Origin of the sequence: Nesterenkonia flava (assembly GCF_031432335.1) — a bacterium.
Taxonomy (GTDB): Bacteria; Actinomycetota; Actinomycetes; order Actinomycetales; family Micrococcaceae; genus Nesterenkonia; species Nesterenkonia flava.
The window spans coordinates 1-26,313 of sequence record NZ_JAVKGT010000038.1; the positions used below are offsets into that span (position 1 = coordinate 1).

Below are 26,313 nucleotides of genomic sequence, written 5' to 3' on the forward strand. Positions count from 1 at the left end.
CATGACTGCATCCTTTCAGCTTAGAAAGATGCGGCATCAAACCTGGGTCGCTTCATATAGCCGCCCTCGAAGTTCAGGTCCTCGACCTGGATCTCGGCATCGCCGAAGAGCTCGTTGATCTGAGACTCCCTGACGTCGTCGCTCAGGCGCAGCAGGCTCCTGCCCTGGTCTTCACTGACCTCCCACGAGGAGGGCAGAGTGCCGGGGCTGACCACGGCCGCGTTGACCGGCAGCCAGCTGGCGAACTCCACCTCGGCCGTGAAGGGAGAGCCCTCATCAGCCGCGCTCAAAGTCATCGGTACGGGATCGCCGTCGTCGTCGAATCCCGCGGTAGCCATGCCCCAGCTGACAAGAACCGTCCCCGGCTCCGGGGTCACCGGGCTATGCCGGGCCAGGGTGTCCAGCTGCTGCTCATCGACGACGAGAATGGTCACTTCCTCTCCCAGCTCAGTGGTGGCCGAGGCGCCGGGAACCGTGACGGCTTCGGTCACGATGCTCGTATCCGTCAACTGCGCCAGCTCCTCGGGGGTCACCGCACTGGTGATTCCGTCTACCGGATAGGACTCGTTGAGCTCGTCATAGAGGACCTTCTGCGCCGTGGCAGCGCCCACGGTCATCATGACCACCAGGGTCACCCCCACGAGCAGGGCTGAAGCGGTGGCGGTGGTCCGGCCCGGAACCTGCCGGGCGTTCTGTCCGGCAAGCTTGGCCGGGACCCGCAGCGCCGGGATCCGGGACACCGCTGCCCCGAGAAGCGCGGCCAGGGGCGGGATGACGATGCGCGCCAGGACCAACATGCCGCCGAAGGCCAGGAATCCCCCAAGGATACCGAGAACCGGCAGCGGCAATCCGGTCAGCGCGTCATAGTTGACCGGCTCATAGCTGTACTCGGGACGCTGGGTATCGGGCTTCGCCCGGGCGGAATAGAGCACCGTGACCAGGCCGGACCCGGTGAGCAGACTGCCGAGGATGAGCCGCACCCGGGAGACCCGCTGCGCCGGGGGCGCCAGATCCGCCGGCCGCAGGGCCTCCATGGGAGAGACGCGGCCGGCCTTTAGCGCCGGGTAGAGCGCCGAGCCCAGGGCCATCACCAGTCCAAGGCCCAGTCCCAGTCCGATGACGAGCGCGGAGGGCACCCCGGGAGGGATGCCGTCTCCGCCGTCGATCAGGCGCATGATCACCACGATGGCCTGGGTCACCGCCCAGCCCAGCATGATGCCGGCAGCGCCGCCGATGAGCCCCAGCACCGCCCCCTCAGCGAGGGTGGCTGTGCGCAGCTGGCCCGCCGTGCCGCCCACGGCCCGGATGAGCGCCATGGTGCGCAGCCGGGCGGCCACGATGACCTGGAAGGTGTTGGCGATAACCAGCGCGGAGACGAAGATCGCGATGGCTCCGAAACCGAAGGCGATGTACTGCAGGGTACGGGCATCACCGGTCTTCTGGGCGACCCACTGGTCCACGATCTGGCCGCGTGTGGCCACGCTGACACCGCCGATGAGCTGCACGCCTTGTCCGGCCTCCTCCGGGACCAGCTCCTCATCGGGCTGATCCCGGAACAGGTAGGTCAGCTCGCCCCGAGCATCGAGGTCGGCGATGAGCTGCAGGATCTGCTCCTGCATCCGCTCCTGGGCCTGCCTATCGCCGTGGAGCTCCTCCTCCAGGACCACGCGCAGCTCCGCGGGCTGGGCGACAGTGGGCAGCCGCTCCATACCAGCAGGGGTCAGATACGCGACATCGTCGGAGGAGTCCTCCACCACGCCGACGACCGTGTAATCCTCCTGACTCAGCACGGTGACGTCCCCGGTCTCACCCCAGTCCAGCCGTGCGGCGCTCACGGTGTCACCCTGATTGAGGTGGTAGAAATCGGTGACTGCACAGCTGATCAGCATCTCGTCGTCCCCGGTGGGCAGGCGGCCGGAGGCCAGCTCCAGCGGCCGGGTCGTCGGCAGGGTCTCGGCCATGAAGCCCAAATAGGTCTGATCGTCCTGCGCGACCTCCAGATAGCCGCTCTGGACAGTCTCTACGCTGGCGACCGAGTCGAGCTCGCTGATCGCTTCGGCGAGCACGCCGTCCTCGTGCTCGGGGGTCTCGGGCTCGATCCAAATCTCGTTGCCGTCGTCGTCCGTGCCGTACTCCCCCGGATCGGCAAGCGTCCCGGTGCCGAGGATGAGGTCCGCACCGGCGGCGTCGGCCTCGGCCTCCTCAGTGATGACGCTGGTGAAGGAGCCCACCAGCAGGAGCCCGGTGACGATGAACGCCACCGAGATCGCGACCGCGGCGCCCGCAGCCCAGAGGCGCTTCCCGGCGCCCCGCAGGTTGGCCCGCAGCATAGCGATCTGGGTGTTTCCGCCCCCTCCGGCGGAAGGCCTGCGGCTCACCGGGCGCCCTCGCTGCCCACCAGTTTGGAGGCCAGCTGCGCCGCAGTCGGTGCCGTGACCGTCTCCAGCACGCGCCCGTCGGAGAGGATGACGGTGCGATCGGCCTGGGCCGCGGAGTTGACGTCGTGGGTGACCATGATGACGGTCTGGCCGAACTCGTCCACCGCGGTGCGCAGCAGGGAAAGCACCTCCGCGCCGGCGCGCGAGTCGAGGTTGCCGGTGGGCTCGTCGGCGAAGATCACCGCCGGCTTGGAGACCAGCGCACGGGCCACAGCCACACGCTGCTGCTGACCACCAGAGAGCTCGAAGGGCCGGTGATGCAGGCGGTCGGCCAGCCCTAGCCGGTCAATGACCAGATCGTAGTAGTGCTTCTCCGGAGCCGGTCCGCCCAGGGAGCTGGGCAGCAGGATGTTCTCCTTCGCCGTCATGGCCGGCACAAGGTTATAGGCCTGAAAGATGAAGCCCACGTGCTCGCGCCGCACCAGGGTGCGCTCCTTCTCACTGAGGCCGGTCAGTTCAACCTCACGCACGGCCCCGGATCCGTCCCGGTCCTGGGCGAAGAGCTGGACCCTGCCGTCGTCGGCGGTGTCGAGCCCGGCCAGCACATGCAGCAGCGTGGACTTGCCCGAGCCCGAGGGTCCCATGACGGCGGTGAAGGCACCGGCGGGGAAGTCGATGCTGAGCCGGCGCAGCGGATGCACAATGGCTTCCCCGGTGCCGTAGGTCTTGGTCAGTTGGGTCGCGCGGACGGCCGGGCGCACAGTCCCCTGGCCGGATGAGGAGCTTGTCGGCTCAGTAGTGTTCATGCTTCCCACAGTAGGGAGCCCCCCGGTGTTCCGGCATCGGACTGCGGGGGGAAGCTCATCTCATGCCAGAGGATGAGATGAGCCGCTCAGTCTCCGACAAGACCGGCCTCGTAAGCGAAGACCACGGCCTGGACACGGTCGCGGACCGCGAGCTTAGCCAGGACCTGCCCCACGTGAGTCTTCACGGTCGCCTCTGAGACGAACAGCCGCGCGGCGATCTCCGTGTTGGGGTCTCCGGTGGCCATCTCCAGGAGGATTTCGCGCTCTCGCTGAGTGAGCAGGTCCAGCCGGGCCTGCTGCTCGACGGTGGGCTGACGCCGCCGGCCCTCCCCCAGCAGAGTGGAGTCCAGCAGTCGCCGGGTGGTGGTGGGGGCGATGACGGCTCCTCCGGTGACCACGGTGCGGATGGAGTCCAGCAGCACCTCCGGCTGGACGTCTTTGAGCAGGAAGCCGGAGGCACCGGATCGCAGGGCCTCCACCGCGTACTCATCGGTGTCGAAGGTGGTCAGCACGATCACGCGGGTCTCGGCGAGGGTGGCATCTGAAGTGATGAGCTTGGTGGCCTGCAGCCCGTCCATCTTCGGCATGCGGATGTCCATCAGCACCACGTCCGGTCGGTGTCCGGTGACCTGTTCCAGGGCCTCCCGGCCGGTGCCGGCCTGAGCGGCCACGCGCATGTCCGGCTGGGAGTCGATGACCATCGCGAACCCGGCGCGCAGCAGCGCCTGATCATCCGCAAGGAGCACCGAGATCTCGGCTGAGCTCATTCGTTCCTTCTCCCTCATTCACTGCTGCTGCGCACCCGCGCACCGGCACCCCTGCTGGCACCGGGCTGACTGCCGGTGGGGCTCACCCGGGCCAGCGGGAACCGAGCCTCCACCACGAATCCGGACTCCAGGGACTCCTCACCCTTGGGCCGGGCAAGCACCCGGCCTCCGTAGAGACGAGCCCGTTCCGCCATGCCCAGCAGTCCCGAGCCGGCACCGTCATCGGCCGCGGAGGCGCCCGCCCCCGTGTCCCGGATCTCCAGGGCCAGCTCCGCCGCGGCCAGGTCCACTCCCAGCCACACCTCGGCCACGGCTCCTGGGCCGGCATGTTTCATCGTATTGGTCAGCGCCTCCTGCACGATCCGGTAGATCGCCAGGCTCACGCCCTCGCTCAGCGGGGGGAGGTGATGGTGGGCGATGTGCAGGGAGACGTCCACGCCCGAGGCCCGGACGTCTTCAACAAGCCCGGGCAGGTCCTCCACACCGGGGGCCGGCTTCATCTTCAGGTGGTCCTGGTCCTCACGCAGAACTCCCAGCATGCGTCGCATCTCGGTCAGAGCCTCGCGCCCAGTGTCGGAGATGGTCTCGAAGGCGTGGGCGGCGCGCTGCGGGTCAGCCTCCAGCACATAGCGTCCGCCATCGGCCTGGGCGATCATCACGCTCATCGAATGGCTGATCACATCGTGCATCTCCCGGGCGATGCGCATCCGCTCGGCGTCGGCTGCCAGCTGGGCCTCCTGGTCCCGCTCCCGCTGCAGCAGGCGGTTCTTCTCCTGCACGGCAGCCACCTCACGACGACGGCGCCCGGCCAGGTCTCCCAGGAGCCAGGCAACGAGCACCACCGCGGCACAGAAACCCGTCACCAGGACCGTGATGAAGACCCCGTAGACCCAGTCCATGGCGTAGTAGGGGGCGGCGCCGCGGTAGGCGTAGCTGAGCACCAGCACTTCACCACCCATGAGCAGGGCTCCGAGCAGACCGATGCCCAGGTAGGTGCGCGAGACGCGCCTGCTCCCGTACTTGGCGCAGGCATAGATGACGAACGGCACGGCGAAGGCCGCGAAGCCGGGGCCCTGCAGGGAGATGACCTGGCACAGGCAGGCGAACGTCATCAGCCCCGCCGCGAGACCGGGGCGGATGCGGGAGATGATCAGGGGCAGGATCCCCATGAGCTCCAGCACGAACATGACGCGCGGGTTCACGGGGTGGTTCAGCAGCCCCCATTCGACGCCGGAAAGACCCCAGAAGATTCCGATGAAGAACAGCAGGGGCAGGACTTTGAAGAGGAGATCACCCAACCAGAGGCGTTCCTCGAAGAACTTCACGATCCGCACATGCAGCGGCTGGGCATCAAGTCCGTATCCAGTGGGCGAAGAACGGGACAGGCGACGGTCAGGCACGGGTACCGTCCGGCCGCTCAGCGCGCCGTGACCGCGCACACTGCGGCGGAGTCGCCCGCCGTGGGGTCATGGACGGCCCTTAGGTGCTCTGTCCTCAGGGTTTTCGTCGGAGGCGTTCCGTGCTTGCTGGTCACGGGCCTCCTGCTGCTGCAGCGCAGCCACCTCCTCAGGAGCCATGGTCTCGGAGCGCCCTTTGGTCTGGCGAGGGTTGGTGCGCTTGAATCGCACCGTCTCCCACACCAGGTAGATGAGGGGGCCGAGGATCGGCAGGAGGAAGATCACCAGGGCCCACCCGGCCTTGCGGGAGGAGGGGCGGTCCTTGGTCTGGATGAGGACCATGAGGGCGGCCAGCAAGAGCCCGACGGCGGCAATCGCCAGCACACGCAGCCACCAGGGCTGGGCTGCCGCGGTGCTCTGTGCTCCGATCAGGGTCAGGGTTTCCCACATGCCTTCCAGTGTAGGAGCGCCGGCTGGGCGGCACCTCAGACTCTGGGTGGAGATTCCTTAAGCAGCGGGTCCGAGAAAGGGCTGGTCAGGACCCCTGGACATCGCGCTGCGGCCACGCCTCACGTTCCCGCATGACCTGCGCCAGAGCCGCCGCGTCGTCGGTCATCAGCCCGTCCACCCCCATATCCAGGAGCCGGTGCATCTGAGCGGGCTCGTCGACCACCCACACGTGGACCTGCAGGCCCGCACGGTGACAACGCTCAATGAACTTCGGGCGCACGATCCGGATCCTGCCCTGCTCGATGGGCACCTGCACGCAGTCAATCTCGGCCATGCGGCGACTGACCCTGCGCAGGAAGCCCAGCGGGCCGAGCAGAACGATGAGGCCGGTGGCCACCCAGCCTCCGGAGGTCGCAACCTTGGTGGAGAGCAGCGTGTTGACCCGGTGACGCCGGGCGTCGTTGAAGCTGGCAGCCAGAACACGGTGGTGCGCCCCGAAGCGTTCGACCAGTTCCGCGAACGGCTTGACCGAGGCGCCGTCCTTGAGATCTACGTTGAGGTGGACGTCGTCCCATTCGGCCAGCAGATCCTCGAAGCGGACCAACGGTTCGGTGTAGGTGCCACCCAGCCCCACCTTCAGCCGGGAGAGCTCCTCCCAGGTGTGGTCGCTGAGGCGTCCGCGTCCGGTGGTCACGCGGTCCAGGTGCTCATCATGAAAGACCACGAGTGTGCCGCAGGCGGCCGTGCGCACATCGATCTCAATGTAGCGGTAGCCCATCGCCACGGCCTCCCGAAAGGCAGCCATGGTGTTCTCCCGGGTGGGGCTCCCCCCGCGGTGGACGAACGCCAGCGGTTTGCCCTTCAGGGGACCCTCTTGGGAGTTCAGCAGATAGGGGACGTCCCGGTAGGGATGCTGCCGCATGTGATCAGGTCCTCCCGTGGGTGCTGGTGGTCTAGGGCTGCAGGGAACCGGAGAGCAGGTCCTCGATCACGGCGGCTACGCCGTCGTCGTCGCAGGCTCCTGCCAAGTGGGTGGCTGCCGACTGTGCCATCGGATGACCGGAGGCCATGGCCCAGGAGGTGCCGGCCCACTGGAGCATCTCGATGTCGTTGGGCATGTCGCCGAAGGCGATGATCTCCTCCGGGCCGATGCCTTTCTGCGCGGCGAAACGGCGCAGGGAGGAGGCCTTGTTGACCCCGCGCGCGGAGAGCTCCAGGAGGCTCACCCCCGGGGCTGAGTGGGTCGCAGTCAGCAGGTGTCCGGCACGACGCTGGACGCGGTGGAGGAACTCGTCGGGATCCATGGTGTTGGTCTTGGCCAGCAGCTTCACCACGCGGTCGGAGACATGATCCGAGGTGACGTCCGAACCCGGGGTCCGGGCGGCGCCGAGGGAGTCACGCTCCAAGGTCTCATCCAGAGGTCCCAGTCGCAGCTCCTCATCGCTGACCCCGGCGGCGTCGCGCTTGTCCTTCTCGAAGAACAGGGACCCGTGAATGAATGGCTCCTCCAGGTGCAAGTGATCCAGGGTCTCCGCGGCGAACGCGGCATCGGGATCGATGCTGGTGATGATGTCCTTGGCGGCGAAGAGCGACTCTGAGCTCATGACCTCCTCGGAGATGAGTCGGTCTCTGGCCAGGTCATAGACCACCGCACCGTTGGAGGCGATGACGGGCCCGATGGTGCCGAGCTTCTCGCTAATCGGACGCAGCCAGCGCACCGGCCGCCCCGTCACCAGAACCACGAAGATCCCGGCCTCCTTGGCGGCGCGAAATGCCTCCACGGTGCGTTCGGAGACCGCGCCGCTCTGCGTCGAGGAGTAAGAGAGGATGGTGCCGTCGATGTCGCTGGCGATCAGCTTTACGGCGCGGCCACGCACTGTGGGCGTGGAGCTCTGGGGGTTCCCCGCGGGCGCGGCGGAGGGAGTGGAGGTGCTCACGGCGGGAGGGTCTCACTCACCTTCGGTCAGTGCTGGTGCCTGATCGCCGTCCGCCGAAACCGCCGCGGCAAGTTCCCGCGCGGTGGGTGGCTGGGCGCCGAAGCGCGAGGAGGTGATGGCGGCCGCCTGGGCGGCGGTGCGCATGACCTCGGCCAGCCGCTCCGCGGAGATCTCGGAGAGGGCCTCGCGCCGGTCGGCGCCGAGAAGGTCAGCGGCTCGCAGTGAGGACAGCGTGGCTGCCATGAAGGAGTCCCCGGCACCCACGGTGTCGGCGACCTCCACGGAGATCGCGTCCTGCTCCTGGAAGCCTGAGCGCGCCAAGCTCATGGCGCCCGAGGCTCCCCGGGTCACGGTCACCAGCGCTGGCCCGAGCTCGAGCCAGGCCTCCATGGTCTCCACGTGGCTGCGTTCGGGGTAGAGCAGGTCCAGATCATCGGTGGAGGCCTGCACGACGTCGGAGAGTGCGATCATCTCCTCGGCCCGGCTGCGGGCCGCCTCCCGGTTGGGGACCAGGGTGGGCCGGTAATTGGGGTCGTAGGAGATGGTGGCGGAGGGGCGGGCCTTCTCCAGGATCGACTGCACCGTGGCGGCACCGGGCTGCAGCATGGCCCCGATGGAGCCGGTGTGCAGGTGCAGGCGTTCTCCGGAGTGCTCGGCGAAGCGCTGCTCAAGCTCGGAGGCGGGCGGCAGCCGCCAGTCCAGGGAGAACTCGTAACTGGCCTGACCGGTGGGGTCCAGGGTCGCGCGGGCCACGGAAGTCGGCAGGTCATCGGCCTCCAGGAGGGAAGCGATGCCTTGGGCGCGCAGGCTGCGGGAGATCATCCGCCCGTAGTCGTCGGCGCCGAAGCGGCCCGCAAAGACTACCTGGTGCTCCAGGCGGGCCAGGCCGACGGCAACGTTGAAGGGGCTTCCCCCGACGTGCGCCTTGGGGGCAGATGTCTCCGACTGGACAACATCTACCAAGCATTCGCCTATGACCGCCAGGTACGCACTCACCCCTCTAAACTACCCGAAAGTCGCAAAGGTGCGTGCATAAGCTCTCGACAGATGCTGCACGGTCAGATTCCGCCGGCAAGTGGCGGTCGGGGCCGCTCGGTGCTACTGCGTGCGCCACAGCTCGTAGCCGCCGAGCAGGTTCCGCACCGGTACATCCGGATAGCGGTGTGCAAGCAGCTGCAGGGCCTGCCGGGAACGCACTCCGTGGGCACAGTAGACCACCAGGGGCGCCTCCTCGCTGGCTTCCTCGAGGCCTGCGGGCGCCTCCTGACTGTGCCAGAGCTGCATCAGCGGGATGTTGACGGCGCCGCTGATGGTTCCAGCCTCATGCTCCCAGGGCTCACGCACATCCACGACGCCGGAGACTCGCCCCTCCTGAAGGAGGCGGCGCAGTTCACGGGGAGTGACGTCGTCGTCCTGCTTGGGCTCTCCGGTGAACGGATTGAAGTCGACGTCGTCCTCTTCCGTTTCGCCCTCCGAGGGCTCCGGGGCACCTGGGCGGGAATCGGCGGGCGGCTCGGTTGCCACGTCAGCGGGGACGGCGCACGCCTCAACGGCGGGGCCTCCGCCAAGGCCTTCCACATCGGCGCCGATCGTGGTCACCGGAGCACGGTCTGGATCCGGGTTGAGCCGGAACTCGCGGAAGCTCGCGGTCAGCGCGTCGTAGCTGAGCACGCGGCCCAGCAGCGTTTCCCCGATGCCCGCGAGGAACTTCACCGTCTCGGTGGCCATGAGGCTGCCGATCACTCCGGGCAGCACGCCCAGCACGCCGGCCTCGGCACACGTGGGCACCTCCCCGGGCGCGGGGGCCTCCGGGTAGAGGTCGCGGTAGGTGGGTCCCCGCTCGCCCGAGGGAAGCCGCGACCAGAAGAGGCTGACCTGACCGGAGAATCGCAGGATGGAGCCGGAGACCAGGGGTATGCCGGCGATTTCGCAGGCATCGGAGACCACGTAGCGGGTGGCGAAGTTGTCCGATCCGTCCACCACGATGTCCGCGTGCTGGATCAGCTCCAGTGCGTTGGCGGCCGTGATGGGCTCCCGGTGCTCGTGGATGACCGCCTCGGGGTGCAGCCCGTACATCACGGCGGCCGCGGAGGCGGTCTTGGGCTGACCGATGGTCTCCTCCGAGTGAATGACCTGCCGGTGCAGGTTGGAGCGGTCCACTACGTCATGGTCGATGACATCGATCGTGCCCACACCGGCGGCCGCCAGGTAGGTGAGGATGGGCGCCCCAAGGCCTCCTGCGCCGACGACGGCCACGCGGGAGTTGAGCAGTGCGGCCTGCGCCTCAATGCCGAAGCCGGCCAGTGCGAAGTGCCGCTGGAAACGCTCGGCCTGGGAGCGGGTGAAGGCGTTGAGGCTGCTCACGTGAGATCTTCCACGGGGTTGATGATGCCCTCCATCGGTGATGAGGCCAGGGCGTGCTCGCGGCGCGGGATGCGTCCAGCGGCGCGGGAGTGCCAGCCGGCCTCCACGGCCGCCTTCACCGCGTGGGCCATGGCCGAGGGCTGCTGGGCGCGGGTCACGGCGGAGGCGATGAGCACAGCCTCGCAACCCAGCTCCATGGCCAGTGCCGCCTCGGAGGCCGCGCCGATGCCCGCGTCGAGGATCACCGGCACCGATGCCCGGGAGCAGATGAGCTGGATGTTGTGGGGGTTCAGGATCCCCAGTCCGGTGCCGATGGGCGCACCCAGCGGCATGACGGCGGCTGCCCCGGCGTTTTCCAGGCGAAGCGCCACGGCCGGGTCGTCGCTGGTGTAGACCAGGGGAATGAACCCGTCGTCGGCCAGCTGCTCGGTGGCCTCCAGGGTCTCGATGACGTCCGGCAGCAGCGTGTGCTCGTCAGCGATGACCTCGACCTTGATGAGGTTGGTCTCCAACGCTTCACGGGCCAGCTGTGCGGTGAGCACGGTGTCCTTGACCGTGTAGCAGCCGGCGGTGTTGGGCAGAATGTCGATGCCCAGGCGCTCCAGCATGGAGAACACGCTGGTCTTGGTGTCGGGGCTGTAGCGGCGCATCGCCACGGTGGTCAACGTGGTCCCGGAGGTCACCAGGGCACGTTCCAGGGCGGCGAGGTCGGTGATGCCGCCTGTGCCCATGATGAGCCGGTTGGCCAGGCTGTAGTCGCCAATCTGCAGCGGGGGCACGGTCGCATCAAAACCGCCAGCAGCGCCTCGCGCGGAGTCAGCGGGCACGGCAGTCTCAGGCGTGTCGTTCATGATGAGGCTTCTCCTTATCCGCCTTGGACGGCGGTGACGATCTCGAGCTCATCCCGCTCGCTGAGCGCGGTGGAGGACCAGCGGGACCGGGGGACGACGACGCCGGCGAGCGCGGCAGCCACACCAAGTCGGCCGCCGTCGGCGGGTGTGCCCTCAGGAGTAAGCTCCCGACCGGTGGTGTGGGAGACGGCCTCGAGGACCGTGGCGCCCTCGGGCAGGGTCGTGTCCTCGTCATTGATGCGAACGGTGGGCATGATCCTCCAGTCTAGTCCTGTCAGGGCACAACACTGAGGCGGCTAGGATTAGTCCGGGGGAACAATCACTGCATCATCAGCATCTGCTGCGCGCGGGCACCGTGCGCACACGCAGCAGCTCAGCTTTGTCCTGCGAGATCTCGAAACCGGACTCTCGCAGCTGGGCATGAAAGCTCACTTCCAGACTCGTCCCGTTGTCGAGGCGGTGCAGTGGTGATTCACCGGTGTCTGGGGCGTGGCCCACGGAACCGTGGTGCGCCATTGTCTAATACCTCATTCTGGTGGGAACGGGCCGTTGTCCCCACGTGACCTGGGTGCTCGTGTGTCTGCCCTCCACGGCCGACGTGCGTGTCAGCCGATGCGAGGCTAGTGCGACCCGCGCCTCAGTCAGGAGCGATGACGCCAGTTTTGGTCCCCTCTTTGGGCCTGTGATCTGTGCTGACCCCTGCTCCCGCACATGCGCATAGCCCGCCTTGCTCGTCGGGGGAGAGAGCAAGGCGGGCGCTGAGCACGGCGCCTGGCGGGTGCGCGGTCGGCAGAAGGCGCCGCATGGATCAGTAAAGCCCTTGGTTCCGGCAACCAACCACGGGTGCGAGAACTTTGGTCCCCTGGTTAGTCCCCCCGGGCATCCCGTAGGCCTCCCGGTGCCAGCGGCCCGGGGCCGATTCTCAGGCGGTGCTGATGCGGTCTTGGATCTGTTGGATAAGCCGGCCCGGTTCAGGAGGGTAGCTGCGCAGCATCTCCGCGGCGACCTTCACGGAAGTGGAGGTACACCAAGGACCAGCTCAGACGTGCCTCAACGTCGAGGGCCAGATGGTCAGTCCCCACTCAGCGGTCCGGGGAGGCAGCAGCCAGCAGGGCGGTGTCGTCGTCGTTCAGGGATGCTCCGTTGATCAGCGCCGCGGTCAGGCGTGCGGCGAGGGGGGCCAGCAGAATGCCGTGGCGGGAGTATCCGGTGGAGACGACGACGCCGGCGTCGTCAGTCAGTGCCCCGAGAAGGGGACGATCATCGGGTGTTCCAGGACGGGCGCGGGTGGTGATCTCCTCCAGCTGCATGTCCCGCACCGCTGGAAGCACGGCGACGGCGTCCTCTAGCAGCTCCTGCACGCTGCCGGCATGGGTCTGGGCCAAGCCGTCCTCGCGGGAGGAGGCGCCGACCACGAGCCCGCCGTCGGCGCGGGGCACGAGGTAGACGGAGCGCCCGCCGACCTTGGCACGGACAGTGGAGGTCAGCACATGGGGCTCGCCCGGACCGAGCTGCTCGGGGCGCACCCGCAGGCGGATGACATCGCCGTGGACCGGCCGCAGCGGAAGTGGGCGCTCCTGGGGCAGGCCGGCGATGTGGCTGTAGCCGAGACCCGGCACGAGCACGACGTGGTCGAAGGACTCTGCGCCTGCCTCGGACTCTGTGCCTGCCTCCCACTCAACACGCGGGGAGGTCTCGGCCGTGACGCGCGTGACCTCTGCGGGAACCCACCGGGCGGGCGGACCGGCATCAGGGAAGTCCTGCTCCGAGAGGCTCGCATCCAAAGCTGCGCTCACGCAGCGAACCAGCTGCCGCGGGTCCACCTGGTGGTCATCCGGGACGTCCCACGCCTTGGCCAGCCGCGGCGCCAGTCCAGGTTCCCGGCTGCGCAGCTGCGAGGAAGTCAGCGGGGCAACATGCATACCGTGGGCCTGCTGGACCGAGACCATCTCCGCCACCGCGGCGCGGTCGCCGGCGTCGGCGGCCAGCAGCACGGTGCCGTTGTCCCGGTAGCCAGTGGGTTCATCCACGGCGCGGGAGAGGTTCCGGAGAAAGGCGGGGTACTCCGTCCGTGAGGCAGTCATGAGTGGCCAGAGCTCCTGCTGGCCGTACTGCACCTCGCTGATGGGTGCCAGCATTCCGGCAGCGGCATAAGAGGCCTGGGATCCGGGCGCGGGATCGAAAATCGTCACGGTATGTCCGGTGATCCTCAGCTGCCAGGCGGTCAGAAGACCCACGACGCCGGCACCCACCACTGCGGTCCTGACCTGCCTGCTCTGCCTCATAGGGCAAGCCTACTGAACGTGTTGTGCGAGGATCTGACCCCCGCCATGTGGCGGGGAAAAACGACGGCGGCCCACCGCTTGCGCAGTGAACCGCCGTCTCAGCAGAGCGGGCGACGGGAATCGAACCCGCGTCGTCGGCTTGGGAAGCCGAAGCTTTACCATTAAGCTACGCCCGCTGGTCGCCGTCCGTGTGCGAGTGACTCCACGCCAGACGGCGTGCTGATTATTCTACCGCGAGATTCAGTGCTGCCTGCGCCGGTCCCGCGAAGCGGAAGTCCGCCGCGTCCACGAGGCGTCTCACGCCCCCGCCGCCCGCGAGAATTCTCGGATCTGCGGCGCCTGAACAGGGAAAAGTGCCGACAAAGCGCCCCGAATCCGACACTTTGTGCTGACACGGAGCACCCGGCCCCCCCGAGCGCGCAGATCCTGCAGTTTCGGCACACTGTCATGCACCGCGGAAGACTTCTGAGTCTTCTTCTGTTGGGCACCGGTGGGCCGCGGACCATCACGGTGATGCGTCCCCGCCGAGCCAATCCCCGACACATCAGGAGTTCCCTCATGGCCAACCCGCTCGACAGCACCGCGATCAACCGACTCTTCTCCGAGGCGCACACCACGCACACCTTCACCGAGGAGCCCGTGGACCCGGCGCTGATCCAGCAGGCCTACGAGGATCTGCGCTGGGCGCCCACCGGGTTCAACGCCCAGCCACTGCGACTGACGGTCCTCACCCCGGGAGCTTCGCGTGACGCCGTCGTCGAGCACCTCATGGACTCCAATAAGGCCAAGACCAAGGCTGCCCCGCTGACCGTGGTGGCCGCCTACACCGCAGACTGGCACGAGCACATGCCGACTCTGGCACCCCAGCGTGACGGGGCGCGCGAGAGTTTCGAGAAGATGGCGAAGATGCGCGAGACCGTCGGACAGCAGTCAGCCCTCATCCAGATCGGCTACCTGCTGCTGGCGCTACGAGCCCGCGGGCTGGAGGTGGGCCCCATGACCGGACTGGATGCCGAGGGCGTCGACCAGGTGGTGCACGCCGACAACGGCTGGAAGACCCTCGTGGTCATCAACGTAGGCCACGCTGCTGATCCTCACGACGAGTCCGCCGTGCGTCCGCGCGGCGGGCGACTGGAGTTCGCCCAGGCCGCCCAGGTCCTCTAAGCCCGGGGCCGGGTTAGGGGAAGATCCCCAGGGGTCCAGCGAACATGAAGCTGGTATCCGCCGGCAACTCAGCTGGGCTTCCTAGGTTGGCACCGACAGCGAGAAGCGGAAGATCCATAAGGAGGAGCTCTCTCATGGCACACATCACTGGCAAGAAAATCGCCCTGCTGACCACCAACGGCGTGGAACAGCCGGAACTGACCGAGCCCGTAGCCGCGATCAAGGAGCACGGCGGGACCCCCGTGATCGTCTCCCCCGAGGAGGGGCAGATCCAGGCCATGAAGGGCGACTGGGAGCACGCCGACCACTTTGACGTGGACGTGACCCTGGATGCGGCCAACCCGGAGGACTACGACGGGCTCGTGCTCCCCGGCGGCACGCTGAACGCGGACACCCTGCGCATCGATGAGAACGCCCAGAAGTTCGTCAAGGCCTTCTTCGACGCCGGCAAGCCCGTAGCGGCCATCTGCCACGGGCCCTGGATTCTCACCGAGATCGGCGCCGCCAAGGGCCGCACGGTCACCAGCTACCCGTCACTGAAAACCGACCTGCTTAACGCAGGAGCCGAGTGGGTCGATGACTCCGTAGTAGTCAGCAACGGACTTGTAACCTCCCGGACCCCGGATGACCTGGAGGACTTCAACCGTGAGTTCCTGAACCTCGTCTCCGACGAGTAAGAGCGAAGCATACCCCCGACGACGACGGCACCTCACCTGGCCCGCACAGGGCTGGTGAGGTGCCGTCGTCGTCTTCTTATGGGTGCCGTGTGCGGGTGCCGCTGCAGCGGAGCTGCGGTGCCTCGAGGGACCCGGTGAACCTACGCGGTGGGGGCCTTCGCCCCGTCACCGGCCGCAGGTTCGCCCACATCAGCCCCCGGGGCATCCTCAGTCGCGGGCCGGCGGGAGCCCCAGAAGGAGGCCAACAGGCCTCCGGAGATGTTGTGCCAGACCGAGAAGATTGCACCGGGCAGGGCAGCTTCGGCGGAGAAGTGCGTACCGCCCAGCCCCGCGGCGAGACCGGAGTTCTGCATACCGACCTCCACGGAGATCGCCCGGCGGGTGGGCACGGGAGCGCGCGTGAGTGCCGCGGCGGCATAGCCGATCCCGTAGCCGAGGACGTTGTGGAGGATCACGCCCAGGATCAGCAGCGCGCCGGCGGAAGCCAGCACGGCGTTGGAGCCGGCCACCACAGCCAGCACCACGTAGGTGATGCCCAGCACTGAGACCCAGGGAAGCGCCGGCTGAATGGCGGTGATGAGGCGCGGCAGCAGCAGGCGCAGCACGATGCCCGCGACCACGGGGATGAACACGATCTGGACGATGCTCCACGCCATATCGCCCGCCGGCACCGGTAGGTACTGACCGGCCAGCCACAGCGCCAGCAACGGGGTCAGCAGGGGAGAGAGCAGCGTGGAGATCGACGTCATGGTCACCGACAGCGCCACATCGCCGCGCGCCAGGTAGGTGACCACGTTCGACGACGTCCCTCCGGGAACAGATCCCACCAGGATGAGACCGGCGGCCAGCTCCGCCGGAAGCTGCAGGGCAAGGGCAATGCCGAAGGCCAGAAGCGGCATGATCCCGAACTGGAAGGCCACACCGGCCAGGATCGGCACCGGACGTTTGAGTACCAGAAGGAAGTCAGGCAGGGTCAGCGTCAGCCCCATGCCGAACATGATGACCATCAGGGCGTAGGTGACGCCCGCCGTCAGTGGGGCGAAGGTCGCCGGTGCCAGCAGTGCGGCTGCGGCTCCTCCGATGATGAGCAGCGGGAACACCGTCACCGCCAGTTTGGCGCTGCGCGGAGACTGATCCGCGGGAGCATAGTACGAGTGAGACATGACTCACAGGATGTGCCGCCGGCCGGCCCCTGACAACTAGGCACGCGGCGGTTCCACGATCTGGACCTTTGCTGCCGAAGGTCGGTATGCAGACCACTGGCGGTTCCGCCGAGGGAATGCCGCCAGTAGTGTGGTGCCATGAGTGAGATGCCAACGCCGGAACCCACCCAGCTCGGCCAGCTGCGCCGCGAGCGCCTGCTGGGCTCGCGCCTCTACGTCTGCACCGATCTGCAGCGTTTTCTCCGCCCGTCCCCCGCCGACGGCGACCAGCGCGGTGACTCAGCGGAGATGGAGAGCGTAGACCAGCTCGACCTTGAGGCGCTGCGGCAGTTCTACGTCGCGGCCTTCACTGGCGGTGTGGACATCATCCAGGTCCGCGACAAGCAGGTCTCCGTCCAGGTGGAGATTGCCGCCCTGACGCTGCTGAAGCAGGTGGCCGACGAGCACGGCGGCCTCTCCGCCGCCAACGATCGGGCCGACGTCGCGCTGATCACCGGAGTGGACGTCTTCCACGTGGGGCAGGATGACCTGAGCACTGAGCAGGCCCGTGCCATCCTGGGCGACGACGTCGTCATCGGGCGTTCCTGCCGCACGCTGCACCAGGTGCGTGAGGCAGTGGAGGACATCGGCATCGACTATTACTGCACAGGTCCCGTCTGGGAGACCCCCACCAAGCCCGGCCGAGCAGCGGTGGGCCTTGAGCTCCCGGCGCAGGCCGCCAGCCTGGAGAGCACCAAGCCCTTCTTTGCCATCGGCGGGATCGACGCCGGCAATCTGGCCCAGGTCACTGAGGCCGGAGCCGAGCGGATCGTCGTCGTGCGCGCAGTGGCCCACGCCGAGGATCCTCAGGCTGCGGCGCGGCAGCTGCGCGAGCAGCTTCCCGCCTGAGCACCCATCCCGGAACCGGCGGCCCCGGCCGGAGCCGCCGCACACGCCCTGCAGGCTAGGACGCGCCGGGGGTGGATGCCTCCGGGCTGATGGCCATGATGACGGACTTGGTGCGGGTGAAGGAGGCCAGCGCCTCGGGTCCGGATTCCCGTCCCCAGCCCGAGGCCCCGACGCCGCCGAAGGGCACCGCCACGTCCAAGGTCGCCCAGGTATTGACCCAGACGATTCCGGCCCGCAGCTGCTCGGAGACTCGATGGGCGCGGCTGAGATCGGAGGTCTGGAGCCCGGCGGCCAAGCCGTAGGGCGTGCTGTTGGCCAGGGCTACAGCCTCCGCCTCGGTGTCGAAGGGCTGAACGGTCAGAACCGGACCGAAGATCTCCTCCCGCACAGCTTCGGCATCTTCTGGCAGGTCCGCCAGCACGGTGGGGGCGTAGTAGTAGCCGCCGTCCTTCTCAATGCGTGAGCCCCCGGTGATGACGCGTGCACCTGCGGAGACGGCGTCGTCCACCATCCTCTCCACGCGCTCACGCTGCGCGCCGCTCACGAGCGGGCCGATCACGGTGCCCTCATCACTCGGGTCGCCCAGGGGTACGCCGCCCACTGCGGCGCCAAGGATCTCCAGCACCTGCTCGTAGACGGGGCGCTGGACCAGCAGTCGGGAACCGGCCATGCAGAACTGCCCGGTGTTGAAGACGAAGGCCGAGATGATGGTCTCCACGGCGGTCTCCAGGTCCGCATCGGCGAAGACGAGGTTGGCGGCATTGCCGCCGAGCTCCGCTGCCACGGGCTTCAGCAGCTCACCGGCCGTGCGGGCCACTTCGCGGCCCACCACCGTGGACCCGGTGAAGGCCACGGCGCTGACCTGGGTATGGGTGACCAGCTGCCGGCCGGTTTCGGCGCCCGGACCGGTGACCAGGTTGTAGACACCATCGGGCAGTCCAGCCTGCTGGAAGATCTCACCGAGCAGCTGCGCTGACGCCGGCGTCTGCGGGGCCGGCTTATGCACCACCGTATTGCCAGCGGCCAGTGCCGGAGCCAGCTTGGAAGCGCTGAGAATCAGCGGGAAGTTGAAGGGGCTGATAGCGGCGACGACGCCGTGGGGCTCGCGCCGGGTGTAGGCAAAAGCCGGCAGCGGGGTATCCCGCACGGAGCCGTCCATCTGCTGGGCCAGCGCGGCGAAGTACTCGAACTGGTCTGCCGCCCCCGGGACATCCACCACACGGGCGAAGGTGATGGGCTTGCCCACATCCCTGCTCTCCGCCTGGGCCAGGGCTTCGGTGTTCTCCCGGATCAGCTCGGCGATCTTCAGCAGGATCCGCGAACGCTCCCGTCCGGAAAGCCCCGACCAGCGCCGATCGATGAAGGCCTCGTGGGCCGCCCGGACGGCCGCGTCAACGTCTTCGGCCGAGGCTGAGCCCGCCTGTCCCATGACCGTTCCGGTGGCAGGCTCCTCCACGTCGTATCCGCCCTCAGTGGCGGGCCGCCAGGTTCCGCCGATCCACAGTTCTGACCTGAGGGTTGAGTTCTCCGCCATAACGTCTCCTCATCACATCGAACGGTGATGTGCGTGTGATGCCCATCACACTCTCAAGGAGAGGGTAGACCGCCGCCGGTGTGCGCTGCCGGGGCTTCCCGTTCAACGGAAGTCGGCTCACCGTGAGAGTCGGTTCTCAGCGACGCCGGCCCGTCTTGGAGGATTTTCGGCCACTTCCGGGCCTGGTGCCACGGCGCGCTCCTCCCGGGGAGCGCGAGCGCGAGGCTCCGGACCCGCCAGCGGCCTTCTGCCTGGTCTGCTTCTGGCCCCCGCGATCGGTGCCCGGCTGACGACCAGCACCGGAGGCCTCCTGGGTGCTGCGCGGCGATCCAGCTTTGCGTCCGCGCGCAATGCCGATGAACTCCTGGATCAGCTCATCGTCCTCGCCGCGGCGCCATGCCAGCCCCACGCGCCATCCCGGGCGTCCCTCGATGGCGCGGATCACCACATCTTTGCGGGAGAGCATCCGGGCCACCGAGTTCGGCAGCACCAGCACACCGGCGCCCGAGGCCACGACCTCCAGGGCGATGCGCTCAGCACGGGCCAGCTCGGCACCCGTCTTGGGCTCCAGGGGGTCACCCGGGCCCTCGGGAAGCATCTCCGCGGCGGAGAGGAAGTGCTCCTCGGCGATGTCCTGCCAGTCCACCGAGTCCTCGGCTGCGGCGACCCAGTGATCGCTGGCCGCGCACACCACGGGCTGTTCCTGGTAGAGCCACACGCGGTGGAACACCTCGGTGTCGACATCCTCGCCTTCGGGCAAGCGCACATAGCCCAGGTCCGAGGCCCGATTCCGGACGCGTTCCAGCTGCCCGTCGTCGTCGAAGTACTGCACGTCCAGTGGGACTTGGCGAAAACGATCACGCCAGCGGGTGACCCACTTGTCCGGCGTCGCCCCGGGGAGGGCCGACAGCCTGAGCGCGGCAGGGGCTTGGTCGCCAGAACCGGCGCCATCGGCGGTCGTGGAGCTCCCACGGCTCTGCTCAGTCATGCCCACCAGCCTAGGGCACGCATGGCTGGTGCAGCCTGCCTAGCCGGTGACCCGTTCACGCTGCAGAAGGAGTCGCACAGGGCCGAGGCGAGGCCGCTACTTCACCTTCTTGCGCAGGAAGTCCACGCTGCGGTCCCAGGCCAGCTTGGCGGCCTCGGGGTCATAGGTGCCGATCGCGTTGGTGTCGTTGTGGAAGGCGTGGCCGGCGTCGTAGTAGAAGTACTCGACCTCGGCACCTGACTCGTCGCGGATCTGCTGCTCCTGAGCGCGAGCCTGCTCCACGGGGTAGCCCTCGTCGTGTTCGGCATAGTGTCCCTGCACTGCCGCCCGGATGCCGGCGTAGCTTTCCGGGATGCCCTGACCGACCCCGTAGAAGGGCACGGCGGCCGAAACCTTCTCGCCCTGCTGAGCCGCGAGCGCCAGCACAAACCCTCCGCCCATGCAGAAGCCGATGGCGCCCACGGAAGAAGAGGTGACGTCGTCGTGAGCCAGGAGGAAATCGGTGGCTGCGGCCAGCTGACGAGCTCCCTCCTCGGCGGGGAGCTTCGACATCATCTCACCGGCCTCCTCACCGTCATGGGTGATCCATCCGCCGTAGAGATCAGGAGCCAGGGCCACAAAGCCCTCGGCGGCCAGCCGGTCGGTGATCTCCTTGATGTGGTCGGTCAGACCCCACCATTCCTGAATGACAATGACGCCCGGGCCCGAGCCCGAGGGCGGAGTGGCCAGGTAGCCGTGGCCGGTATCCGTCACGTCTGCGCTGGGCAGGGGGAAGGTGATGTTCTGATGCGGGGTCTTCTCGGCCATGGTGCCCTCCTGGAGGTTCGCTTCTCGTCGTCGTGCGTCCCCTCACTCACTGTAGCCAACGACCGCCCCGTTGTGTGGGCAGATGGTGCGTTCTCAGCGGGTAAAACTTCCGTGAAAACGCACGAAGTGCCCACACAACTCGTGTGGGCACTTCGCGGTGACTGCGCTGGGCGCTTGACGGGATCAGTCGAGCTCGGAGGCCAGTTCCTGATCGTAGAGCTCCTGGAGGCTGGACTCGAGAGCGTCAAGCTCCTCCTGAACGTCCACATCAGAGGTCAGGATGCGCTGCAGGGCCTGGGACAGCTCCAGGTCGCCGCCGGGCAGGAACACGCGAGCGTTGTCCTGGCTGCGGGTGCGCTCGAGCTGATCCACGGCGGTCTCGAACTGCGGAGTCTCCGCGTAGACCTCGCTCATGTCAGCGTCCTGGTTGACCGGAACGTAGCCGGTCGCCTGGGAGAAGCGTGCGGTGTTCTCCGGAGCGGTCATGTGCCCGATGAACATTGCTGCAGCCAGCTGCTCCTCGGGGGAGGACGCCGAGGCGATCATCAGGCCTGCACCACCGGTGGGGGTCTCACCTTCAGAAGCCGGACCACCGGGGAGGAATGCCGTGCCGACCTCGAAGTCAGCGACGGAGAGGATGCTCACCAGCGAGCCGGTGGAGGCGATGGCCTGGGAGGTCACACCTGCGCCGAAGTCATCGTCCGGGCTGGTGGAGGACACGGTGGCCCAGTCACCCACGGCGTCCTGGGCAAACTCCAGAGCTTCAACGGTGCCCTCCGAGGAGACCGTCGAGAAGTCCCAGCCGTCGGACCATCCGCCGCCGTAGGCCCATGCCAGGTTAGCGGCGGTCCAGGAGACGTAGGAGTCGGCCGAGGGGAAGGCGAAGCCGGAGTCGGTCAGGTCGGCCTCCACCAGTGCGCGGCCGTTCTCAGCGACCTCTTCCCAGGTGGTCGGGACCTCGAGGCCAAGCTCCTCGTACTGATCGGCGTTGTAGTAGAACAGCGGGGTGGAACGGGCGTAGGGGGCACCGTAGTGGCTGTCCTCGTAGAGGTAGTCGTCGTAGAGCGCGGTGACGAAGCGGCTGGTGTCCACCTCGGCGGCTTCCAGCAGCTCATCCACGGGAGTGAGCGCGTCGTTCAGGTAGTTGGGGAACCAGGTCGCGTCAGAGAGCACGATGACGTCGGCGTTGGATCCGCCGCCGGTCTGGAACCACTGCGAGGTCTCCTCATAGTTGGCGCCGGAGGTGATGACCTCCACCTCAATGCCGGTCTCCTCGGTGAACTCAGCGATGAGCTCGTTCTCGATGTCCTGGGAGCCGCCGGGGTGGTTGGTGGCAAAGACGATGGACTCTGCCGGCTCGACTGAGGACCAGTCCGTGTCGTTACCTTCCGCCTCGGCGGAGGTGCCGGAGGTGTCGGGACCGCAGGCGGTCAGCGCCAGGGCGGCCAGTGAGATCAGTGCAGTACCGCGCAGGGCACGGCCGGTGGACAGCTTCTTCATGGTGCTCCTTGATTCTTCAACGGATGATTCAGGTGGGTGTTTCAGCAGGGTGTGGCAGCGGCATAGGCGAGGGGCTGCTCCAGAGGGTTTACTTCACTGCCCCCTGGGTCAGACCCGCCACGATGTAGCGCTGGAGGGCAGCAAAGACAATGAGCATCGGCACGATCACCAGCACGGCACCGGCCATGAGGATGCCGTAGCTGGCGGTGGTGGTCTCGATGGACCGCAGCAGATTCAGACCGACCGGCAGGGTCATCTTCTCCGGAGTGTCGGTGATGATCAGCGGCCACAGGAAGCTGTTCCATTCGTTGACCACGGTCACCAGTGCGACGGTCGCGATCGCCGGCAGGGAGACGGGAATCGCAATCTGGAACAGCTTGCGGAAGTGACCAGCACCGTCGAGCTCCGCAGCTTCGAACAGCTCCTTGGGAAGAGCCTTGAAGTGCTGTCGCAGCAGGAACGTGCCGAAGGCAGTCCCGAGGCCGGGCAGAATGATGCCCCACAAGGTATTGCGCCCGCCGAGTCCGGTGATGGTCAGGTAGTTGGGCAGCATCGAGACTTCAGCGGGCACCATGAGCGCGACCAGGATGCCCAGGAAGATGAGGTTCGCTCCGGGCACCCGGATGAACACCAGGGCATAGGCGGTGGTGATGGCCAGCAAGACCTTGATGATCGAGCCGATGGCGGTGACGTAGATGCTGTTGCCCAGGACGGTCAGCAGCGGAACTCGGCTCGCGACCGCTTCGTAGTTGTCCAGGGTGGGGTCCTGGGGCAAGAGGGTCGGGTTCATGGTGACGATCTCGCCGGGGGGCTTGAAGCTGGACGAGATCATCCAGGCCAGCGGGAGCACAATAATCAGCAGCGCGATGAGGATCGGCAGATAGCCGGTCAGCAGAGTGTCGGCCAGGTGGCGGGGTTCGAAGGCTCGCCGCCACGCTGCCCGGGGGGCGGCCGTGGAGCGGCCAACAGCGCGCCCGGCGGCTTCAGGAGTGGTCGGGGTGGTGGACAGGCTCACTGGTAGTGCACCTTTCTTTCCACGTAACGAAGCTGGACCGCCGTGATCACAAACAGCGTGAAGAACAGGACGACGGCGATGGCCGCGGAGTACCCGGCCCGCTGATAGGCCCCGAAGGACTGCAGATAGATCTCGAAGATGATCGTGTTGGTGCCGTGCCCGGTAGGGGTCATCGTGCGCAGGATGTCGAAGGCCCGCGTCATCGAGAAGATGATGTTGGTGACCAGCAGGAAAAAGACCGTGGGTGTCAGCAGGGGCAGCGTGATGGAGAAGAACCGCCGAATAGGACCGGCCCGGTCAATGGTGGCCGCTTCGATGAGGTCCTGCGGGATGGACTGGAGTCCCGCCAGAAAGACCACCGCACAGTACCCGAGGTTCGCCCAGACGTAGACGATGATGACCATGAGCAGGGCCCAGTTCTCATTGAGGTACCACTCCGGAGAGGACACCCCGAAGAACGCCAAAATATGTCGCAGCGCACCCCGGGCCGGATCAAAGATGAAGTTCCACACCAAGGCGATTCCCACCCCGGAGAGGACGTAGGGACTGAACACGGCCGTCCGGGCGAAGGTGCGCCCCGGAAGCTTCTTGTTTAACACCAGGGCGATCAGCAGGCCCAGCACCATGGAGCCGATGACGGCGCCTGCGGTAAAGATGATCGTGACGCGCCATACTTCCAGCCCGGAGTCTGAGGTGAAGAACCGGACGTAGTTGTCCAGCCCCACAGGATCCGCGCTCGGGGAGCCCAGCCGCCAGTTCAGCGTGGAGTAGTACATATTGCTGATCAGCGGGTAGTAGATGAACGCAAGAATCAGCAGAATGTTGGGACCGGCGAACAGCAGGAACAGGGACCAGTTCTTGGAGGCCGCCCGACGACGGGCGCGCTTGCGCTGGATTTCCAGCTGCCCCTCATCGGGTTTCTCCGGGGGCGCAGGCGTGGAGGCGTCCGGCCCCTGGGCCGTCTCCCGCTCTTTGAGCTGCGCTGTCACGTGCCTCCCTTAAGGTCTGTGGTGCTCCGAGTGCCCATGGTGTGGACCCAAAGCAACACGTCGGTAGCGGCTCGGTAGCGAAGAGGTGAATTCCTGACGAATCCTCACTAGTGAACTAGATCGTTTGAGTGCCCCGGATCGGACCGCAGCACCCTGCGTCACGGGTTGTCATATGACGGGAATTCTCAGCCGGTGATGAGAGGTTGGTGCCTGAAGGTAGCGCGCAGTCGAGGCACTGATCAGGAGGAAGCGGTCCGTGGACCAGGTGATAGCAGTGGTGCTGGCCGTGGTCCTCATCGTGCTGCTCATCAACTTCCTCGCCGCCCTGCTGGCGTTCACTCGTCGCGGTTTCAACGAGAACTGACTGCTGGTGGTCCTGCTGACGGGCACCACTGGAGCAGGCATGATCGCCCTGCTGGTAGTCCCGGAAACTGTGCTGGATCACAACATTGACCCGCCCGCCCGGCTGCTGGATGTCGCGGTGATCCTCACCGGCACCGCCGCACTGACCGCTGCCGTGCGCGCAGCAGCCGGCGCACGGACCCGCGCTCAGGCGCGCCAGGGACACGACTCTGCAGGTGATGCCCCCGGCTGGAGGGCAATCGCTGAGCATGGAGATCCTCGACCTCGTCTTCGACGTGCTCAGCGCGCTGCTGATTCTCTGCGGAGCCTTCTTCTTCAGCGTCGGCACCCTGGGCCTCATCCGCTTCGGCGATGTTCGCTCCCGTCCACGCTCTGACGAAGGCGGACAACCTCGGACTGGGTATGGTCCTGGCCGGTGCCGCCCTGTGGCTGGAGCAGTGGAGTGTCGCCGGCCTGCTGCTGGTCACCTGGCTGCTGGCCCTGGCCGCCGCGTCCGTCTCCGCGCACGTGATCGCGGGCCTGGAGGCTGACCATGAGGACGCCCCCGACGACGACGGCACCGCACCTGACCCGCCTCGCCACTCTTCACAGCCGCATTCCTCCCCCACCTCCGGGGAGGCCCGCGGATGAGCGTCTCTGTCGAGGGCATGCGCCTGCTGGAGGGCACCGCTGTGGAGGTAGGCCTGGATCAGGTGCTGCCGCTGGTGGCTACGGGTTCCACCCTGCTGCTGATGCGTTTCGGCTGGGTTCTGGTGACCGGCGAGCGCAGCTCTGAGCACCGTCCCGCCGGTGAGCTGGTCTCATGGCTGGTGGTCTGCGCTGCGGGAGTGAGCGTTCCCTGGCTGATCAGTGCCGGCGTCGGGGCAACTGAGCCGTGGCTGCCGGTCGCTGATTTTAGCTGGGAGGTCTACGCCCTGTGGAACGCGGTGTGGCCGATTCTACTCGGTATAGCGCTGGGAGCGCTGATCTGGTGGTTGGCATCTCGCGCCCTGTTGCCGCGCTGGGTGCGCGAGGCAGGTGGGTCGGTGGTTCAGCCCGGAGACCTCATTGCGGCCGAGGAGTCCCTGGTGGTGCGCGGGATGCGCGCCGGAGGTCAGGGACTTGACGCCGTCCATGAGCGGTCGGCCGCGGCGCGTGCCGTCAGCGCACGCGCTGGCGTGCATCTGGGCTACCGAGGGCGGCGCCTCGCAGGCACGGCCGAGACTCGCCTGGGCGCGTGGGAGAGTTCCGGCTTGGCCACGCTGGGGCTCGTGGTGGGCGCCATCGTGCTCATGCTGGTGGCAGGAAGGTGGTTCGGAGGATGAGGTGGCTGACCACGGGTGTGGTGCGAGCGGCGCTGGTGACCCTGCTGTGGATCTTCTTTGCGGGCTGGAACCCGGAGTATGTGGCCTACGGGATGGTCTCCATCGCGGCTGCGACCGCGCTGAGTCTCTGGCTGTTACCACCCCGGGAACCTTCGCGGCTGCAGCGCTGGCCGCTCCGGGTGTGGTTCTCCGCGGTGCTGTTCGTGTGGTTTCTGGGCCAATCGGTGGCCGGCGGCGTGGATGTGGCGGTCCGTGCGCTGCGGCGTCCGGTGAAGATCGAGCCGGCGGTCGTCGTCGCGCCGCTGCAGCTTCCGGAAGGGCATGCTCGGCAGCGTGCCCTGTTGATGATGAACCTCATGCCGGGATCGATGATCCAACGCGTGACTGACGGCGCCGGCGACCCGGCTCGCGTGACCTCCACGGGGTGGACGACGACGCCGGCTCAAGTGGAGCTGCACACGCTCTCCGCGTCCCTGAACCCGGCAGCGCAGTGGCAAAGTCTGCAGCAGAAGGTCTCCCGCGCGATGGAGTAAGACGGTGAGTAACTCCCGCGAGAATTCAGACACAGGGGAGCCCAAACGCACGAGAGCTCAGACACGCGAGAGCCCCGGTGTCCGTTTCTCTCGCGGAATGAAGTGCTCCCCGGAAGTTGGACTGGTTAATCCAGTTCCTTCTTCCGGGGAGTA

26 protein-coding genes and 1 tRNA gene are annotated in these 26,313 nt (G+C 67.2%); 6 read left to right on the forward strand and 21 right to left on the reverse strand.

All coding sequences use genetic code 11. From position 1 onward, the window contains the following. Positions 1-20: 20 nt before the first annotated feature. The 14 genes from RH857_RS11825 to RH857_RS11890 all read right to left on the reverse strand — a co-directional run bounded on the left by RH857_RS11825 (position 21) and on the right by RH857_RS11890 (position 13,411). Positions 21-2,378, reverse strand: coding sequence for an ABC transporter permease (locus RH857_RS11825; protein ID WP_310538180.1), 2,358 nt, complete (start codon positions 2,376-2,378; stop codon positions 21-23). Then, positions 2,375-3,184 carry an ABC transporter ATP-binding protein gene (locus RH857_RS11830; RefSeq protein WP_310538181.1) on the reverse strand — a complete coding sequence of 270 codons (810 nt, stop codon included), beginning with the start codon at positions 3,182-3,184 and terminating at the stop codon, positions 2,375-2,377. The genes RH857_RS11825 and RH857_RS11830 overlap by 4 nt, the downstream gene beginning before the upstream one ends. 86 nt (positions 3,185-3,270) lie before the next feature. Further along, positions 3,271-3,951: a response regulator gene (locus RH857_RS11835; RefSeq protein ID WP_310538182.1), complete on the reverse strand. Its 681-nt coding sequence runs from the start codon at positions 3,949-3,951 to the stop codon at positions 3,271-3,273. A 14-nt stretch (positions 3,952-3,965) separates the two neighbouring features. Continuing rightward, complete coding sequence (locus tag RH857_RS11840; RefSeq protein WP_310538183.1) at positions 3,966-5,351, reverse strand: sensor histidine kinase; 1,386 nt, start codon at positions 5,349-5,351, stop codon at positions 3,966-3,968. A 66-nt stretch (positions 5,352-5,417) separates the two neighbouring features. After that, positions 5,418-5,798 carry a PLD nuclease N-terminal domain-containing protein gene (locus RH857_RS11845; protein WP_310538184.1) on the reverse strand — a complete coding sequence of 127 codons (381 nt, stop codon included), beginning with the start codon at positions 5,796-5,798 and terminating at the stop codon, positions 5,418-5,420. Positions 5,799-5,883: 85 nt separating this feature from the next. Further along, positions 5,884-6,720 carry a glycerophosphodiester phosphodiesterase family protein gene (locus RH857_RS11850; RefSeq protein WP_310538185.1) on the reverse strand — a complete coding sequence of 279 codons (837 nt, stop codon included), beginning with the start codon at positions 6,718-6,720 and terminating at the stop codon, positions 5,884-5,886. Between the two features lie 31 nt (positions 6,721-6,751). Continuing rightward, positions 6,752-7,735 (reverse strand): HAD family hydrolase, encoded by a 984-nt coding sequence (locus RH857_RS11855; RefSeq protein WP_310538186.1) that lies wholly within the window; start codon positions 7,733-7,735, stop codon positions 6,752-6,754. A gap of 12 nt (positions 7,736-7,747) precedes the next feature. Further along, complete coding sequence (locus RH857_RS11860) at positions 7,748-8,731, reverse strand: carbohydrate kinase family protein (protein WP_310538187.1); 984 nt, start codon at positions 8,729-8,731, stop codon at positions 7,748-7,750. 102 nt (positions 8,732-8,833) lie between these two features. Further along, a complete protein-coding gene (locus RH857_RS11865; protein ID WP_310538188.1) occupies positions 8,834-10,099 on the reverse strand; it encodes a ThiF family adenylyltransferase in 1,266 nt (421 codons plus the stop codon). After that, the gene (locus RH857_RS11870) at positions 10,096-10,950 is read right to left on the reverse strand and encodes a thiazole synthase (RefSeq protein ID WP_310538189.1); all 855 of its coding nucleotides are present in this window, start codon (positions 10,948-10,950) and stop codon (positions 10,096-10,098) included. Before RH857_RS11870 ends, RH857_RS11865 begins: the two co-directional genes overlap by 4 nt. 14 nt (positions 10,951-10,964) lie before the next feature. Then, positions 10,965-11,204: a sulfur carrier protein ThiS gene (thiS, locus tag RH857_RS11875; RefSeq protein WP_310538190.1), complete on the reverse strand. Its 240-nt coding sequence runs from the start codon at positions 11,202-11,204 to the stop codon at positions 10,965-10,967. A 76-nt stretch (positions 11,205-11,280) separates the two neighbouring features. Then, a complete protein-coding gene (locus tag RH857_RS11880) occupies positions 11,281-11,466 on the reverse strand; it encodes a hypothetical protein (protein ID WP_310538191.1) in 186 nt (61 codons plus the stop codon). Positions 11,467-12,032: 566 nt separating this feature from the next. After that, complete coding sequence (thiO, locus tag RH857_RS11885) at positions 12,033-13,235, reverse strand: glycine oxidase ThiO (RefSeq protein ID WP_310538192.1); 1,203 nt, start codon at positions 13,233-13,235, stop codon at positions 12,033-12,035. A 105-nt stretch (positions 13,236-13,340) separates the two neighbouring features. Next, positions 13,341-13,411 (reverse strand) — tRNA-Gly (locus RH857_RS11890). Between the two features lie 382 nt (positions 13,412-13,793). Between RH857_RS11890 and RH857_RS11895 the strand changes: the two genes are divergently transcribed. Further along, a complete protein-coding gene (locus RH857_RS11895; RefSeq protein ID WP_310538193.1) occupies positions 13,794-14,399 on the forward strand; it encodes a malonic semialdehyde reductase in 606 nt (201 codons plus the stop codon). A 134-nt stretch (positions 14,400-14,533) separates the two neighbouring features. Beyond that, a complete protein-coding gene (locus RH857_RS11900) occupies positions 14,534-15,076 on the forward strand; it encodes a type 1 glutamine amidotransferase domain-containing protein (RefSeq protein ID WP_310538194.1) in 543 nt (180 codons plus the stop codon). Between the two features lie 140 nt (positions 15,077-15,216). Here the strand turns inward: RH857_RS11900 and RH857_RS11905 are convergent, their stop codons facing one another. After that, on the reverse strand, positions 15,217-16,239 hold the full coding sequence (locus RH857_RS11905) for a bile acid:sodium symporter family protein (RefSeq protein WP_310538195.1): 1,023 nt from the start codon (positions 16,237-16,239) through the stop codon (positions 15,217-15,219). 138 nt (positions 16,240-16,377) lie between these two features. Here RH857_RS11905 and thiE point away from each other — a divergent pair, with 138 nt between their 5' ends. After that, a complete protein-coding gene (thiE, locus tag RH857_RS11910; protein ID WP_310538196.1) occupies positions 16,378-17,127 on the forward strand; it encodes a thiamine phosphate synthase in 750 nt (249 codons plus the stop codon). Positions 17,128-17,182: 55 nt separating this feature from the next. Here the strand turns inward: thiE and RH857_RS11915 are convergent, their stop codons facing one another. From RH857_RS11915 to RH857_RS11940, 6 genes are all read right to left on the reverse strand, one after another. Continuing rightward, positions 17,183-18,661 (reverse strand): aldehyde dehydrogenase family protein, encoded by a 1,479-nt coding sequence (locus RH857_RS11915; protein ID WP_310538197.1) that lies wholly within the window; start codon positions 18,659-18,661, stop codon positions 17,183-17,185. Between the two features lie 136 nt (positions 18,662-18,797). Next, entirely contained in the window at positions 18,798-19,649 is an 852-nt protein-coding gene (locus RH857_RS11920) for a LysR family transcriptional regulator substrate-binding protein (RefSeq protein WP_310538198.1), read from the reverse strand. Between the two features lie 96 nt (positions 19,650-19,745). Continuing rightward, positions 19,746-20,456 (reverse strand): dienelactone hydrolase family protein, encoded by a 711-nt coding sequence (locus RH857_RS11925; RefSeq protein WP_310538199.1) that lies wholly within the window; start codon positions 20,454-20,456, stop codon positions 19,746-19,748. 183 nt (positions 20,457-20,639) lie between these two features. Continuing rightward, positions 20,640-21,956, reverse strand: a complete 1,317-nt coding sequence (locus RH857_RS11930) for an ABC transporter substrate-binding protein (protein WP_310538200.1) — start codon at positions 21,954-21,956, stop codon at positions 20,640-20,642. An 88-nt stretch (positions 21,957-22,044) separates the two neighbouring features. Beyond that, on the reverse strand, positions 22,045-22,965 hold the full coding sequence (locus RH857_RS11935; protein WP_374761166.1) for a carbohydrate ABC transporter permease: 921 nt from the start codon (positions 22,963-22,965) through the stop codon (positions 22,045-22,047). A 2-nt stretch (positions 22,966-22,967) separates the two neighbouring features. After that, the gene (locus tag RH857_RS11940; RefSeq protein ID WP_374761165.1) at positions 22,968-23,960 is read right to left on the reverse strand and encodes a carbohydrate ABC transporter permease; all 993 of its coding nucleotides are present in this window, start codon (positions 23,958-23,960) and stop codon (positions 22,968-22,970) included. Positions 23,961-24,674: 714 nt separating this feature from the next. Here RH857_RS11940 and RH857_RS11945 point away from each other — a divergent pair. From RH857_RS11945 to RH857_RS11955, 3 genes are read left to right on the forward strand one after another with little or no spacing between them, the layout of a single operon-like run. Next, positions 24,675-24,953, forward strand: coding sequence for a monovalent cation/H(+) antiporter subunit G (locus RH857_RS11945; RefSeq protein WP_310538201.1), 279 nt, complete (start codon positions 24,675-24,677; stop codon positions 24,951-24,953). Continuing rightward, on the forward strand, positions 24,950-25,627 hold the full coding sequence (locus RH857_RS11950; protein ID WP_310538202.1) for a hypothetical protein: 678 nt from the start codon (positions 24,950-24,952) through the stop codon (positions 25,625-25,627). The genes RH857_RS11945 and RH857_RS11950 overlap by 4 nt, the downstream gene beginning before the upstream one ends. Then, complete coding sequence (locus RH857_RS11955; RefSeq protein ID WP_310538203.1) at positions 25,624-26,160, forward strand: Na+/H+ antiporter subunit E; 537 nt, start codon at positions 25,624-25,626, stop codon at positions 26,158-26,160. The genes RH857_RS11950 and RH857_RS11955 overlap by 4 nt, the downstream gene beginning before the upstream one ends. Positions 26,161-26,313 lie beyond the last annotated feature (153 nt).